This window comes from Binatus soli (SeqCode) (assembly GCF_050015535.1).
Classification (GTDB): domain Bacteria; phylum Desulfobacterota; class Binatia; order Binatales; family Binataceae; genus Binatus; species Binatus soli.
In genome coordinates this window covers 1-13,936 of record NZ_JBEKBF010000007.1, presented here as the reverse complement: position 1 = coordinate 13,936, position 13,936 = coordinate 1, and the positions used below count along the sequence as shown (strand labels likewise).

The 13,936-nt window shown below is 62.5% G+C and carries 14 protein-coding genes; 13 read left to right on the top strand and 1 reads right to left on the bottom strand.

What is annotated here, in order from left to right:
* Positions 1-48: 48 nt before the first annotated feature.
* The 12 genes from rseP to ABR989_RS06695 all read left to right on the top strand — a co-directional run bounded on the left by rseP (position 49) and on the right by ABR989_RS06695 (position 11,084).
* Positions 49-1,401, top strand: coding sequence for an RIP metalloprotease RseP (gene rseP, locus ABR989_RS06750; protein ID WP_428126845.1), 1,353 nt, complete (start codon positions 49-51; stop codon positions 1,399-1,401).
* Positions 1,373-2,194 carry a tRNA (adenosine(37)-N6)-threonylcarbamoyltransferase complex dimerization subunit type 1 TsaB gene (tsaB, locus tag ABR989_RS06745; protein ID WP_428126843.1) on the top strand — a complete coding sequence of 274 codons (822 nt, stop codon included), beginning with the start codon at positions 1,373-1,375 and terminating at the stop codon, positions 2,192-2,194. The genes rseP and tsaB overlap by 29 nt, the downstream gene beginning before the upstream one ends.
* Positions 2,155-2,385, top strand: a complete 231-nt coding sequence (locus ABR989_RS06740) for a DUF465 domain-containing protein (protein WP_428126840.1) — start codon at positions 2,155-2,157, stop codon at positions 2,383-2,385. Before tsaB ends, ABR989_RS06740 begins: the two co-directional genes overlap by 40 nt.
* A 39-nt stretch (positions 2,386-2,424) precedes the next feature.
* Positions 2,425-2,955, top strand: coding sequence for an acetolactate synthase small subunit (ilvN, locus tag ABR989_RS06735; RefSeq protein WP_428126838.1), 531 nt, complete (start codon positions 2,425-2,427; stop codon positions 2,953-2,955).
* Between the two features lie 33 nt (positions 2,956-2,988).
* A complete protein-coding gene (gene ilvC, locus ABR989_RS06730; protein WP_428126836.1) occupies positions 2,989-4,005 on the top strand; it encodes a ketol-acid reductoisomerase in 1,017 nt (338 codons plus the stop codon).
* 6 nt (positions 4,006-4,011) lie between these two features.
* On the top strand, positions 4,012-4,710 hold the full coding sequence (locus ABR989_RS06725) for a phosphatidylserine decarboxylase (protein WP_428126833.1): 699 nt from the start codon (positions 4,012-4,014) through the stop codon (positions 4,708-4,710).
* Positions 4,707-5,642, top strand: a complete 936-nt coding sequence (gene pssA / locus ABR989_RS06720; protein ID WP_428126830.1) for a CDP-diacylglycerol--serine O-phosphatidyltransferase — start codon at positions 4,707-4,709, stop codon at positions 5,640-5,642. The genes ABR989_RS06725 and pssA overlap by 4 nt, the downstream gene beginning before the upstream one ends.
* Positions 5,643-5,948: 306 nt before the next feature.
* Entirely contained in the window at positions 5,949-7,517 is a 1,569-nt protein-coding gene (locus ABR989_RS06715) for a 2-isopropylmalate synthase (protein WP_428126829.1), read from the top strand.
* Positions 7,518-7,761: 244 nt separating this feature from the next.
* On the top strand, positions 7,762-8,877 hold the full coding sequence (gene leuB, locus ABR989_RS06710; protein WP_428126827.1) for a 3-isopropylmalate dehydrogenase: 1,116 nt from the start codon (positions 7,762-7,764) through the stop codon (positions 8,875-8,877).
* Positions 8,874-9,860 carry a hypothetical protein gene (locus ABR989_RS06705; protein ID WP_428126825.1) on the top strand — a complete coding sequence of 329 codons (987 nt, stop codon included), beginning with the start codon at positions 8,874-8,876 and terminating at the stop codon, positions 9,858-9,860. Before leuB ends, ABR989_RS06705 begins: the two co-directional genes overlap by 4 nt.
* A gap of 15 nt (positions 9,861-9,875) precedes the next feature.
* Positions 9,876-10,607, top strand: coding sequence for a tRNA pseudouridine(38-40) synthase TruA (gene truA, locus ABR989_RS06700; protein WP_428126823.1), 732 nt, complete (start codon positions 9,876-9,878; stop codon positions 10,605-10,607).
* Positions 10,608-10,802: 195 nt separating this feature from the next.
* Positions 10,803-11,084, top strand: a complete 282-nt coding sequence (locus ABR989_RS06695; protein ID WP_423947137.1) for an HU family DNA-binding protein — start codon at positions 10,803-10,805, stop codon at positions 11,082-11,084.
* A 70-nt stretch (positions 11,085-11,154) separates the two neighbouring features.
* Here the strand turns inward: ABR989_RS06695 and ABR989_RS06690 are convergent, their stop codons facing one another.
* Positions 11,155-12,519 (bottom strand): replication-associated recombination protein A, encoded by a 1,365-nt coding sequence (locus ABR989_RS06690; RefSeq protein WP_428126820.1) that lies wholly within the window; start codon positions 12,517-12,519, stop codon positions 11,155-11,157.
* Positions 12,520-12,643: 124 nt separating this feature from the next.
* Between ABR989_RS06690 and ABR989_RS06685 the strand changes: the two genes are divergently transcribed.
* Positions 12,644-13,459: a BadF/BadG/BcrA/BcrD ATPase family protein gene (locus ABR989_RS06685; protein WP_428126818.1), complete on the top strand. Its 816-nt coding sequence runs from the start codon at positions 12,644-12,646 to the stop codon at positions 13,457-13,459.
* The last annotated feature ends 477 nt before the right edge of the window (positions 13,460-13,936 follow it).

The following is a 13,936-nucleotide window of genomic DNA, read 5'->3' as shown; positions in this document are numbered from 1 at the left end:
GGAGCCGCATTTTCAGGCTCTGCATAAGGACTCCCGGGTAGAAATTAAATGATACAGTCGATTCTTTACGCAGCACTGGTCTTTGCAGTGTTGGTGGTCGTGCACGAGGCGGGACATTTCGCGATGGCGAAGAAGGTCGGCGTCCGCGTGTTGCGATTCTCGATCGGCTACCCGCCAAAAGTATTTGGATTCCGGCGCGGCGAAACCGAGTACTCGATCGGCGCGACTCCATTCGGCGGCTACGTCCGAATGCTGGGCGATGAAGTCGGCGAGAAGCCCACGGCTGAAGAAATCACCGTGTATCTTCACGAAGTCGGGCTTGACCTGATTGGCGCGGCGCGCGAGCGCGGCGTGCTTCGAGCCGCGTCAGGATTCGACGACAATTTGCGCTTGATTGCGGATCGCCTGGGCGAGTCGGGCGCTGGCGTTGCATACAGCGTCGTCGGGCGCGAGCTCAAGCCCGACGAAGCAATCCTCCTGGGCGAAGTGCGCCGCCAGCCCAAAGTTGACGACGCGATCAAATCGCTGGCGGAACATCCTCCCATTAAGCTGACCGAGGCGTACTGCAAGCGGGCGTTCCCGACTCAGCCGCTCGGCAAGCGCGTTCTGATAGTGCTGGCGGGACCGCTGGCGAATCTTATCTTCGCGCCGATTCTGCTCACATTTGTTTTCATGACCGGCGTGCCGGAGTTGCTGCCGGTCGTCGGCAAGACCACGAACAATCTCCCGGCGGCCAAGGCCGGACTTCGCGCCGGCGACCGGATTCTCGCGGTTGACGGACGGCCGATGGAAACCTGGGCCGATTTCTCGAAGACGGTGAAGGCGGGAGACGGCTCTCCGGTCAAGCTGGAAATTGATCGGCCGCAGAAGGGCGCGTCCGCGCGCAGCACTATCGTCATCAAGCCGACCCGGCTCGACCAGAAGACCATTTACGGCACCAACGCGACCACCTGGGTAATAGGGGTGCAGCCGCGCGGCGACGAGACAACCAAGCGGTACGGTCCGTTCGCCGCGGTGAAAGAGGCGGGCCAAACCTCGGTCGAAATGAGCGTCCAGATGGCGGTCGGAATCGCCAGCATTTTCTCCGGCAGTACTCCCGTGCGCGAAGCGCTCGGCGGACCAATCATGATCGCGCAGATGGCCGGGCAGGAGGCGCATCGGGGGATGGCGAACCTCGCGATGTTTACCGTGATGCTGAGCCTCGAGCTCGGCATCATAAATCTGCTGCCGGTGCCGCTGCTCGACGGAGGACATTTGCTGTTTTTCGCCTTCGAGGGCATAAAGGGCAAGCCGCTCGAACTTCGTTACCGGGAGGCGATGCTCCAGGTGGGACTGTTCTTGCTCGTGGCACTGATGGCGTTCGTAATTTTCAATGACATCTCGCGTATTGTGCAGGGTTAATCGGCTGCTCGAACAGGCGGCCGCGACGCGCCCGGTCCTGGGACTCGACACCTCCACTCCGATGGCAAGCCTTGCCCTGATTGCAGGCGGCAAAGTCGCCGCGTCTTTGGCGCGGCCTGTCACCTCACATGGCGCCGCATTGCCGGGCGCTGTCGATGAACTTCTGAACGCGGCGGGACTGGCGATTGGCAGCCTCGGCGCGATCGCTGTCGGGACCGGGCCGGGATCGTTCACGGGACTTCGCATCGGGCTGAGCTACGCCAAGGGAATCGCGATGGCGACACGATGCGCACTGGTCGGCGTGCCCAGTTTCGACGCGATGGCGTTGGCTGCGCTGGAGCGCGACAATACCGATCCGGGGCGGCTGATCTGCGTGGTTGCGGATGCCCGAAAGGGCGAAGTTTACGCAGCCCTTTACCGGGTCGTGGCCGATGGGCTAGAAAAACTGTCAGAGGAACTGGTAATCACGCTGGATCACCTGGCATCGCGCATCACCGAGGATGTAATGTTCGTCGGTGACCAAAGAGTGAAGGAAGCGGCGGCCCTTGCACAATCGCGGGGCCGTAGGGTGGCGCTTTCCGAAACAGGGATGCTCGATTTGCGTGGAGTTTGCGTCGCGGCGATTGGCGGGGCGCGGTTTGCCCGTGGTGAAACGGATCGCGCGGATTCGCTGGAGCCGCTATATATCAGGACGCCGGAGGCTACGTTCAAGCCCACTAAGAAAAATCCGGCGGACATAGGCACGGAGGGCGTATGGAGCATCGAGAGGAAGAACTCATTCGGCAGCATCTGAACCACGACGAGGAACTGAGAGGCCTCTACACGCAGCATCAAGAGCTGAAACAAAAGCTCGAAGTTTTTAGAAATAAGCTTTACCTGACCAACGAAGAGGAAATCGAAGAAAAGCGGATCCGGAAGCTTAAGCTGGCCTCGAAAGACCGCATGATGGCGATTCTCGGCCGCTATCAACAAGAGGCTCGCTGACGCCACAGGTCCGGGCCATGAGCGCGCGCACTCCACCGCATGACAAGTCATACAATATCGGTTCTGGTAGAAAACGAATTCGGCGTGCTCGCACGCGTCGCCGGACTGTTTTCGGGCCGCGGCTTTAACATCGAGTCACTGACCGTCAACGAGGACCCGCTCGATCCGACGGTGTCGAGGATCGTGCTGGTGACTAGTGGCGACGATCAGATCGTCGAGCAGATCAACAAGCAGCTCAACAAGCTCGTCTCCGTCATCAAGATAACCGACTTCAAGGACGTCGAGACGATCGACCGCGAGATGGTAATCGTCAAGGTCGCGGTGGACGAGCGCACGCGCTCCGAGCTCGACTCGATCGTAGCCGCGTTCCGCGCCCACGTAATCGACATCGGCCCGCGCGCAATCACCGTCGAGCTGACCGGCGACTCCGAAAAGATCAAGGCCTTCATCGCGATCGTGCGCCCGCTCGGAATCAAGGAAGTGGTCCGTTCGGGCAAAGTCGCGATGGCGCGCGCGGTCCAGCTGAGCCACGACAATCATCAGAGTCGCCGGGCGCGCGAAGCTGAATAATCTGATAGCGGGAAAATTCAGGAGAACATTCAAATGAAGGTTTATTACGACCGCGACGCGGACCTGTCCGCGCTCAAGGGAAAGAAGATCGCAGTCATTGGCTTTGGAAGCCAGGGACATGCGCACGCGCTCAACCTGCGCGACAGCGGAATGGACGTATGCGTCGGGCTGAGCAAAAGCTCGCCGTCGCGCGAAAAAGCCACCAAGCAGGGTCTGCCGGTGTTCGACACCGCCGACGCCGCCAAGCGCGCGGACGTAATCATGATGCTGGTGCCCGACGAGATGGGTTCGGAGATTTATGAGGCCGAGATTGCCCCGCATCTCACCAAGGGCAAGTACCTGGCCTTCGGTCACGGCTTCAACATCCATTTCAAATTCATCAAGCCGCCCGCCGACGTTAACGTCTTCATGATCGCGCCCAAGGGACCCGGTCATCTCGTGCGCTCCGAATACACCAAGGGCCGCGGCGTGCCGTGCCTGCTCGCCGTGCACCAGGATCCGTCGGGCGACACCACCAAGGTCGGGCTCGCGTACGGCAGTGCGATCGGCGGCGGCCGCGCGGCGATTATCGAAACCTCGTTCAAGGAAGAAACCGAAACTGACCTGTTCGGCGAGCAATCCGTCCTCTGTGGCGGACTTACCGAACTCATCCGCGCCGGCTACGAGACGCTGGTCGAGGCCGGCTACGCGCCCGAGATGGCGTACTTCGAGTGCCTGCATGAAGTGAAGCTGATCGTGGACCTGATTTACGAGGGCGGAATCTCGAACATGCGCTATTCGATCAGCAACACCGCCGAGTACGGCGACATGACGCGCGGCAAAAAGGTGGTGGGCGCTCAGTCGCGCGAAGCAATGAAACAGATCCTGGCCGACATTCAGTCCGGCAAGTTCGCCAACGAATGGATCGGCGACTACAAAGCGGGGCTGCCGCGTTTCCGCGAACTGCGCAAGGAAGCCGGATCGCATCCGATCGAAGAGGTCGGACGCAAGCTGCGCGCGTTCATGCCGTGGCTCGCGAGCGATCGGCTGGTCGATAAGTCGAAGAACTGAACCGCCGTGGCGGGCGAAACCGACAGCGGGCGCCCGGCGCCGGGCGCCGTTCTTGCGCGCATCGCAGGCGCGATCGGAATAGCGGCCGAAGGCGCGGCGCTGTCGCTCGGATTGGCGGTAGTCGGAATCATACTGATTGCGCTGGGCCTCAAGTCGCTGGGTGCGATCCTGGTACTGGTTGCAATCCCGATTGCGCTTTTCTTTCGCGATCCGGATCGCTATCCGACGCGTACCGAGAACGTCGTGATTTCAGGCGCCGACGGCAAAATCACAGACATTTCCGACGTATCCTTTCCGGGCTCGACGGGCCGGCTCGGCCATCGTGTGTCGGTGTTCATGTCGCCGCTCAACGTCCATGTGAACCGCGCGCTGGTCGGCGGCGAGGTAACAATGGTCGAGCACACCGCGGGCGAGTTCCGCGCCGCGTTTCGCGACGACGCCAGCGAGCACAATGAGCGCAACCTGATTGCGATGACCGACGCGTCGGGGCGGATGTTCGCAGTCCTGCAAGTGGCCGGATATCTCGCCCGGCGAATAGTTTGCCGGCTTCGCGTGCGTGATAGAATACAGCCGGGTCAGCGGATCGGCCTTATCATGTTCGGAAGTCGCGTCGATCATTTTTTTCCGTCCGAGTACCGGGTCATGGTGGCGCTCGGACAACGCGTGCGCGCCGGAGAATCCATCATCGGAGCAATCGAGCAATGAGCCGCAATTCCCGCCGCTCGCGCGAAGAGCGCGCCCGGATGGAGCTCTATTCGGGTCAGAGCCGCGACGCGGGCCTCAAGGCCGAAGGCGCGCTGCGCCGCGGCGTCTTCCTGCTGCCCGCGACAATCACCTCGATCGGCCTGCTGTCGGGCTTCTACTCGATGGTCTCCGCGGTGAGCGGACACTTCGAGGTGGCCGCCGTGATGATCATAATCGCGTTCGTGTGCGATGGACTCGACGGGCGCATCGCTCGCGCGTCGCGCACCTCGAGCCAGTTCGGGGTCGAGTATGACAGCCTCTCCGACGTAGTCGCGTTCGGCGTCGCACCCGCGATGCTGGCCTATTCATGGGCGCTGAAACCGATCGGTTCGCTCGGAATCGGCGTCAGCGGACTGTTCGTGCTGTGCTCCGCGTTGCGCCTGGCGCGCTTCAACGTACAGACCGCGACGGCGGACAAGAGCCGTTTCGTCGGCCTGCCCGTCCCCGGCGCGGCCATGATGATCTCCGGGCTCGCGCTGGCCTACAGCTACTTCGAATTCGATTCGCCGCGCACGCTGTGTACCTTCATGGTGCCGATCACGCTTGCACTCGGCGGCCTGATGATCTCGCGTGTGCCCTACCCCAGCTTCAAGGCGATCAAGCTTGAAAAACGCGCGCAGGTCGAACTGGTAATCACGATGATGGTGCTCGCCGCGATGCTGTTCGCGATGCCGCAGCTCACCGCCTTCCTGCTCTCGACTGCGTACGTGCTGTCGGGTCCCGCGCTGATGCTGCACGGCGAACGGCTGAGCGCCAAGGTGCCGGTGCTGCGCCCGGTCGCGCCCGCCTCCAGCTCGAACGACAAGTCCCGTGGTGCGACAGGGACCGCGCAAGCATCCGAGCCCGCCCGAGGCACCAGCGCTCTCAGCGAGAATCCACGCGCGCAGCAGTAGAGCGCTTGCCGGGCACAACCGGTCCTATCCGCCATCGACGACCGCCTTGACTGACGTATCCGCCGCCGCTTAGAATCCGTACAAGATGTATTGCAACCTGCTACCGGAGCTGCTGCTGAGCCTGGCCCTTACAGGGGCCCACGCCAGGCGCGCGTCCGGGCAGGTCTAACGGCCTGATTAAACTGAGACACACGCCCCGGGCAGTGGGCCGATCGCAGCCGCCCGGGGCGTTTTCTTTTTTCACTTTCCGCTCATGGCGAACGATCGGCCCGCTGATCCCCCGGCGACAACGCGGGAGGAATGACGATGGCACAAGCGAACACGGCCCCGAAGGACGCCGACTACGTCCGAATCTTCGACACGACGCTGCGCGACGGCGAGCAGTCGCCCGGATGCACGATGAACGTCGAGGAGAAGATAGCGCTGGCGCGCCAACTCGAACGCCTCAACGTCGATATCATCGAGGCCGGTTTCGCTGCTTCTTCGCTTGGCGACTTCGAATCCGTGAATCGGGTCGCTCAGGCGCTGACCCAACCCGTCGTGCTCAGTCTCTCGCGCACCCGCGAAGAGGATGTCGATTCGGCGCTGCGCGCAGTCGACAAGGCCGCGCATCCCGGAATTCACATTTTCATCGCGACCTCGGAAATACATCTCAAATACAAACTCAACATGAATCGCGAAGACGTGCTCGACGCCGCCACCTGGGCCGTCACGCGCGCAAAAAAGCATCTCGACTACATCGAGTTCTCGTGCGAGGACGCTTCGCGCTCCGACTGGGACTATATGGTCGACGTTTGCAGCGAGGTGATTCGCGCCGGCGCCACCGTGATCAATCTGCCCGACACCACCGGCCACGCGATGCCGGAGGAATTCGGCCGGATGTTTGCCTACATGCGCGAAAAAGTTCCCGGCGCCGACAAAGTCATCTGGAGCGCGCACTGTCATAACGATCTCGGCCTGGCGGTCGCGAATTCGCTGGCGGCGGTCCGCAACGGCGCCCGTCAGATCGAATGTACTATCAACGGAATCGGCGAGCGCGCGGGTAACTGCTCGATGGAAGAAGTCGTGATGGCGATGAAGACGCGCCGCGACCTGATGGGCGTGGGTTCGCGGGTCAACACGCGGCAGATCTATCCGGCCTCGCGCCTCCTGTCGCAGGTCATCGGCCAGTCCGTGCCGGCCAATAAGCCAATCGTGGGCGCCAATGCGTTTGCGCACGAAGCCGGAATCCATCAGGACGGCGTGCTGAAGTACAAGCTCACCTACGAAATCATGAAGCCCGAGGATGTCGGTATCCCCTCGAACAAGCTGGTGCTGGGCAAGCATTCCGGGCGCCACGCATTTACCAACCGGCTCAAGGAGCTTGGCGTCGATATCGACGAGGTGGATGTGAACAAGGCGTTCGCCGAGTTCAAAACGCTCTGCGACAAAAAGAAAATTGTGTACGACGACGACATCCTGGCGCTCGTAACCGAGGAGGCGCGCCGGACAATCGATCACTTCGAGCTGGTCGATTTGAAAGTCGGCTCGTCCAGCAAGAGCACGCCGCACGCGGAAGTCACGATGCGTGTGGATGGAAAAGAGTGCTCGGCCGAAAGCGAAGGCGACGGGATGGTCGACGCGTGCTACAAGGCGATTTACAAAATTGCCGCAATCAATCCGGCCCTGGAACGTTACGCGGTCAAAGCGATTACCGGCGGCACCGACGCGCTCGGCGAAGTGAGCTGCATGATTCGCGACAACGGCGTGACCGTCGCCGGTCAGGGCGCGCATAGCGATATCGTGATGGCCAGTGCGCTCGCGCTGGTAAACGCGCTCAACCGGCTGAAGTCCCGCAAGCATGCTCCGCTGAAGCCCACCACCGACGTCCCATGAGCCGGCCTGGGGCTTGCCCGCAACATTCACTTGGGCTACTGCTTTGAGGGCTTGAGTTTGAACTTGAATTCGCTCTTCACCCTGTGCGACGTGTGGCTTTTGGCGGCGCCCGCCATTGAGGCGAGGTTTGCTACAGCGCCGTCGCGCCAATCTGCGCTCTTGATTTTCGAGGCGATACACTGACGGGTCGAGACGGTCTGACGCTCCTCCCGATCATTCACGTCCAGGCGTTCAGCGCTTTCGCATGGCCTATAAAATTCTAGTTCTCAAAGGTGACGGCATCGGCCCGGAGGTCGTCGGCGAAGGCCTGCAGGTTCTCAAGATCATCGCGCGGCGATCCGCCGTCGATCTCGAGTTCAAGGAGGGCATGATTGGCGGTCACGCACTCGACACCACCGGCACTCCGCTGCCCGATGAAGTGCTCAAGCTCGCGCAGGACAGCGATGCGATCCTGCTCGGCGCCGTCGGCGGACCGAAATGGGACAAGCCCAATGCAGAGAAGCGTCCCGAGCAGGCGTTGCTTGGATTGAGAAAAGCTTTGGGCCTGTTCGCCAACGTCCGTCCCGTCAAAACCGTCAAAGAGCTGGCGGCGGCGTCGCCGCTCAAGGCCGATGTGATCGGCGGCGTCGACGTGGTCCTCATTCGCGAGCTGACCGGCGGTATCTATTACGGAAAGCCAAGCGAAAAGCGCATGGCGAAGGACGGCCGCGAGGCGGTCGATACCTGCTTTTACACCGAAGCCGAGATTACCCGCGTGCTCAAGTTTGGCTTCGAGCTGGCTCGCGAGCGCCGCAAAAAACTGACCTCGGTTGACAAGGCCAACGTGCTCGCGACGTCTCGCTTGTGGCGCGAGATCGCGACCGAGTTGAGCGCGCAGTTCAAGGACGTCGCGTTCGAGAATCAATTGGTCGATTCGATGGCGATGCATCTGATACGCCGTCCCAGGGACTTTGACGTGGTCGTCACCGAGAACCTGTTCGGCGACATCCTGACCGACGAGGCCTCGGTAATCGCCGGCTCGATGGGCTTGTTGCCGTCGGCGTCGCTCGGCGAGGAGCTCAACAGCGCGGGGTTCCGCATCGGGCTCTACGAGCCGATTCACGGCAGCGCGCCGGACATCGCGGGCCGCGACGAGGCCAATCCGCTCGCCGCAATCCTGTCGGCGGCTCTCCTGCTCGAGCATTCACTCGGGATGCGCTCCGAAGCCGAGCTGATTTCGCAGGCCGTCGATTCTGTCGTGCGCGACGGCTATCGCACTCGCGACCTTCACGGCGGCCCCGGAACGCAGACCGTGGGATGCAAGGCGATGGGTCGTCTGGTGCGGGAAAAGCTCGAGAGCACCGAAAGCGAAGGCGAATGAGTATTTCCCGCGAGCCGAGAGTGGCGGTTGTCGGCGCCACCGGCGCGGTCGGCAACCAGCTTATCGAACTGATCGTCGCGCGCGGATTCCAGCTCAGCGAACTGAAACTCTTCGCCACCGAAGCGGGCGCCATGCAGACCCTCGACGCCGCCGGTGAAGAGCGCCTCGTCGATGCGCTCGAGAGTCCCGCCGATCTTCGGGATTTCGATGTCGCTTTTCTCGCAATCCCTGCTCCGCGCGCCGGCGAAATTGTCGCCGCACGGCCGGGACCGATTCTGATCGATCTGAGCGCGGCGAATCGCTCACCCTCGGATGTGCCGATGGTCGCGCCCGGACTCACTTCGCGCGAGGCGATCGCGCAATTGCGCAATGCGATGGTTTTCGCAACTCCTCATCCCGTCGCCCACGTTCTTGCCACCTGTTTGAAGGCCCTTGGCGCCCGCGGTGGATTCGCCGCCGCCACCGCGATGCTCGGCGCAAGCGCCGGTGGCAGGGACGTGCTGACCGCCACGGTCGATCAGACCACGGATCTCCTGAGCGCGCGCCTCGAGCTCGACGATGATGAAGTCCAGCGCGGCTTCAATGCCTTCATGCGCGAGCATGAGCGCTCCGTCGCGACTGCAATCGCTGCGCAAGTCGCGACGCTACTCGACGGCTCGCCCGTGCTTTCCGTGCAGGTCGCCGCAATTCCCGTCCTTCACGGTTCCGCGTTGACCGTCGATATCCCGCGGCCCCGCGATGGCAGAGGCAACGGCGATGACGCGGTCGAGCTGCTGCGCGTCGCCCCCGGTATTCTGATCGCCGAAGAGGGCGAGCCGCTCGGCGTGATCGACGCCGTAGGCCAGGAGGCAATCGTCGTCAGCGTCGAGACACGCCCCGACTCGCTGTCGCTATGGTGCGTGTTCGACAATACGCGCCTGGTGGCTCTGGGAGCGCTCTGGATCGCCGAGACGCTGGCGCTCAGCTCGCCGGCGCTGGCCTGACCCGGCCGCCGCGCGATGGTCCTCAAGCTCACGCTCGAGTACGACGGCGGCAACTATTCCGGATGGCAGCTTCAGCCGCGCCACGATTCCATACAGGGAAGGATCGAAGCCGCGCTCGAGCGGATTTTCTTAACCCCGGTGCGCGTGTACGGTTCGGGCCGCACCGACGCCGGCGTACATGCGCGCGGGCAGGTCGCTTCGATTTCAATTCCACGTCCGTTCGACCCCGCCGAATTGCAGCGCGCTCTCAACGCGATGCTGCCGGCCGACATCGTGGTGCTCGACATCTCACCCGCGCCCGATCATTTCGACCCGCGCCGCGCCGCCCGCTCGCGCGTGTACGAATATCGCGTGTTGAATCGCAAGGTCGCGTCCGCCTTCGAGTATCGCTACAGCTGGCTGGTCCGCGACCGTCTCGATCTTGCGGCGATGAACTGCGCCGCGCGCATCTTTGTCGGCGAGCACGATTTCGCCGCGTTCCGCTCTCTCGGCACCGAAGTAAGGACCACGGTCCGCCGCGTGATTGCAAGCCGATGGACGCGCGACGCCGACGTTCTTCTCTACCGCGTCGAGGCAACCAGCTTCCTGCGCCACATGGTGCGCGCGATGGTCGCGGCGATGGTCGACGTGGGACGCGGCAAGCTCACGGCTGATAAAATCGCCACGATTCTGGCCGGACGAAATCGTCAAGCGGCTCCCGCCAACGCGCCGCCCGGCGGCCTTTACCTCGTTGAAGTCCGCTACTGACGGCGCGATCGTGCAGATTGCGCGATCCGTCGGCGCAAAACCCTTGGGGCTCAACGCGCACGCGACGGGCCTGTGCAAAAACCATCACGATCCCTAGAAAAAATCGCGATTTTCGTCCCGTCCGCACTTGAAATTGTCGCGCTACTGGTTCACCCTCACTGAAAGCCCGCAACCCGGGACGCAAGGAGGAGGATGATGACGCAGTCGCAGGTAGCAGCCTACATGGCTGAAAAGCTCGGACTCACCAAGAAGCAGGGGAAGACCGTGCTCGAGGAACTCAACGCGCTGGTCGTCCGCGAACTCAAGAAGGAAGGATCGCTGCGGCTGGCCGGCCTCGGTATCTTCCGCAAGCGCAAGACCAAGGCGCGCATGGGCCGCAATCCGGCCACCGGTCAGGAGATCAAGATTCCGGCGCGCACCAGGCTTCGCTTCACCGCCGCCAAAGCGCTGAAGGACTCGGTTCTCGGCGCGAAATAATCTCTTGGCCTGACTTTTGTGAACCGCGGGAACGGACACGGTCCGGTTCTCGTGGTTCGCTTTTTTCCTGTCAGTCCTTCCCGGCGGGCTTGCGCCGCGATGCGGTGTTGCGTGCCTCGCGCGCGCGGGCAAGAAACTCGCGGATCCTGATTTCGTATCCGCGCTCGGACGGTTCGTAATATATCTTTTCTTCCAATTCGTCCGGCAAGTAGTTCTGCGCGACCAGCGCGCCTTCGAAATCGTGCGGATAGCGGTAGTCCTTGCCGTAGCCTAGTCCTTTCATCATCGGCGTCGGTGCGTTGCGCAAATGAAGCGGCACCGGCAAGGCGCCAAGCGTTTTCGCGTCTTCGTCCGCCTGGCGCATCGCGCGATACGCAGCGTTGGACTTGGGCGCACTGGCCAGGTACGTCACGCCCTGCGCAAGCGGAATCACGCCTTCCGGCATTCCGACGAAGTCCACCGCCTCCTTGACCGCGATCGCTATTTGCAACGCGCGCGGATCGGCGTTGCCGATGTCTTCTGACGCAAACACGACCATCCGCCGCGCGATGAACAGCGGATCCTCGCCCGCCTCGACCATCCGCATCATCCAGTAAATCGCGGCGTCGGGATCGCTGCCGCGCATGCTCTTGATGAAGGCCGAGATGACGTTGTAGTGCTCCTCGCCCGCGCGATCGTAGAGCAGCGCCTTCTGCTGCGCCGACTCGCGAATATGTTCGGGCGTGATCAGCGTCGCGCCGGCGTTTTGCGCGAACTCCGCCGCAATTTCGAGCGTGCCGAGCGCTCGCCGCGCGTCGCCGCCGGCGTGTCGAACTATCTCGTCGATCGCGCCGACTCCCAGCTTGAGTCCGATCCCGCCGAGCCCGCGCTCCTTGTCGGCGAGCGCGCGATGCACCAGCGTCGCAAGGTTTTCCTCCGAGAGCGGATACAACACGAGCAGCCGCATCCGCGAGAGCAGCGCCGAGATCACCTCGAACGAAGGATTTTCCGTCGTCGCGCCGATCAGCGTGATCAGCCCGCTCTCGACATGCGGCAGAAACGCATCCTGCTGCGCGCGGTTCCATCGATGGATCTCGTCGATAAAGACCACGGTGCGTTTGCTCGCGTCGAGATCCTGGCGCGCCGCTTCCACCGCCTCGCGCAGATCGGCGACGCCCGACGTTACCGCGGCAAGTTTGCGGAACACCGCGCCCGATTGTTCGGCCAGCACTAAAGCAAGCGTCGTCTTACCCGTGCCCGGCGGGCCCCACAGGATCATCGAATGAAGCACGTGCGCCGCCACCATCTGGCTCAGGAACTTTCCCGGACCCAGCAGATGCTCCTGGCCGACAATTTCGTCGAGCGTGCGCGGACGCATCCGATCCGCCAGCGGCTGGCTGAGCGGCGTGCGCGATGGAAACAGACTCTGCGACGAATCGGCTTTGCGCCGTGCCATTTTTGAAAAGTATCACAGTAACCGGGTCCGGCTAAGGCGGCTCTTACCCCTGTCCCCGCGTCGTTGCGCGGGTGGCTGGGCTGATCTAGCTTCAAGACGGGCTGGACAGGAGCCGGCACCAGTTATGATCGTTGGCATCGATATCGGCGGTTCGACCACCGACGCCGTCATCCTCGAAAATGGCGGCCTGCACGTCGTAACGATCGAGGCCAACGACCCGGTCGCCGCGGCTGCCGGCGCGCTCGGAAAACTCGCCGCCGACTTCGGCATCAAACTCGAAGACATCGAATGCGTCGCCGCCACCGGCGCGGGCTCGCGGGTACTGGCGAACTCCCTGCTGGGCAGGCCGGTCGTCAAGGTCAACGAGTTCACCGCAATCGGAATCGGCGGCACTTCGCTGGCCGGAAAGGAAAGCGCGCTGGTCGTCTCGCTTGGCACCGGCACCGCAATCGTGTCGGTCACGCGCGACAAAATCGAGCACTTCAGCGGCACGGGGGTCGGCGGCGGCACGCTGCTGGGACTCGCCAAGCACATGCTCGGCGTCTCGACGATCGAGCGGCTTGAAAAACTCGCGCGCAAGGGCGACCTGCGCCGCATCGATCTCAGCGTTCGCGACATCGCCGGCGGCGCGATCGGCGACCTGCCGCCGTCCACCACCGCCGCCAACTTCGGCAAGATAAGCGCCGACGCGACGCCCGAGGACAAGGCGCTGGCGATCATGAACATGATCGTGGAATCGATCGGCGTGCTGGCAATGGCCAGCGCGCGGGCCTGTGGCCAGGAAAATATCGTGCTGACCGGCAAGTTGTCGCGCCTGTTCCGATTCATGCAGGAGATGAGGCGGCTCACTTTTCCGTTCGGCCGGCGCTTCGTGATTCCCGAGCATGCCGATTTCGCGACCGCGATCGGCGCTGCGCGCCACGCCCGCACGCACGAATAGCCCGCCGCGCATCGCCGTTTTGCACGGGTGCGGTTAATTTCAGGGATGCGGCGTGATCGCCACGATTGTCATTTGGCCAGTTTCAGGACCGTAGTACCAAAATACGCGAAATGCCGCCGGCGTCTTGTTTTCAGCGTATGCCTCGAAGACTTTTTGGCCTTGTGGGCCAAAAAGCCTCGAGTATTCATGTGTCCGCGGACTCGGATGGCGGGGAGTGCTTTCCAAAAGCCCTAGTGTCTTGCGAACAGCGCAGAGTCTTTTTGCCGCACCTGGGTCTTTGGTTAGAGCCACAAGTGATCCTTGTGCTTCCGGCGTGAAAAGGAACTTGAACTTCCCCACCGGATCGCTCCCCTAGGGAACCTCTGCACAGGTGGTTGAGCGCAGATCGTTTGGAAAGTGAGTCATGAAAAGTATCGCTGGAGGTGAGAACTCTGTAACGGTTGTTGCGCGGGAAGCGGCCGCGCGGGATTACTCGGA

What these genes read in the sequence shown, in the direction of transcription:
- truA (WP_428126823.1), top strand. Translation starts at nt 9,876, where the DNA reads ATGGTCCTCAAGCTCACGCTCGAGTACGACGGCGGCAACTATTCCGGA.
- ilvN (WP_428126838.1), top strand. Translation starts at nt 2,425, where the DNA reads ATGACAAGTCATACAATATCGGTTCTGGTAGAAAACGAATTCGGCGTG.
- tsaB (WP_428126843.1), top strand. Translation starts at nt 1,373, where the DNA reads ATGACATCTCGCGTATTGTGCAGGGTTAATCGGCTGCTCGAACAGGCG.
- ABR989_RS06715 (WP_428126829.1), top strand. Translation starts at nt 5,949, where the DNA reads ATGGCACAAGCGAACACGGCCCCGAAGGACGCCGACTACGTCCGAATC.
- leuB (WP_428126827.1), top strand. Translation starts at nt 7,762, where the DNA reads ATGGCCTATAAAATTCTAGTTCTCAAAGGTGACGGCATCGGCCCGGAG.
- ABR989_RS06705 (WP_428126825.1), top strand. Translation starts at nt 8,874, where the DNA reads ATGAGTATTTCCCGCGAGCCGAGAGTGGCGGTTGTCGGCGCCACCGGC.
- ABR989_RS06740 (WP_428126840.1), top strand. Translation starts at nt 2,155, where the DNA reads ATGGAGCATCGAGAGGAAGAACTCATTCGGCAGCATCTGAACCACGAC.
- ABR989_RS06690 (WP_428126820.1), bottom strand. Translation starts at nt 12,519, where the DNA reads ATGGCACGGCGCAAAGCCGATTCGTCGCAGAGTCTGTTTCCATCGCGC.
- ABR989_RS06695 (WP_423947137.1), top strand. Translation starts at nt 10,803, where the DNA reads ATGACGCAGTCGCAGGTAGCAGCCTACATGGCTGAAAAGCTCGGACTC.
- rseP (WP_428126845.1), top strand. Translation starts at nt 49, where the DNA reads ATGATACAGTCGATTCTTTACGCAGCACTGGTCTTTGCAGTGTTGGTG.
- ABR989_RS06685 (WP_428126818.1), top strand. Translation starts at nt 12,644, where the DNA reads ATGATCGTTGGCATCGATATCGGCGGTTCGACCACCGACGCCGTCATC.
- ilvC (WP_428126836.1), top strand. Translation starts at nt 2,989, where the DNA reads ATGAAGGTTTATTACGACCGCGACGCGGACCTGTCCGCGCTCAAGGGA.
- pssA (WP_428126830.1), top strand. Translation starts at nt 4,707, where the DNA reads ATGAGCCGCAATTCCCGCCGCTCGCGCGAAGAGCGCGCCCGGATGGAG.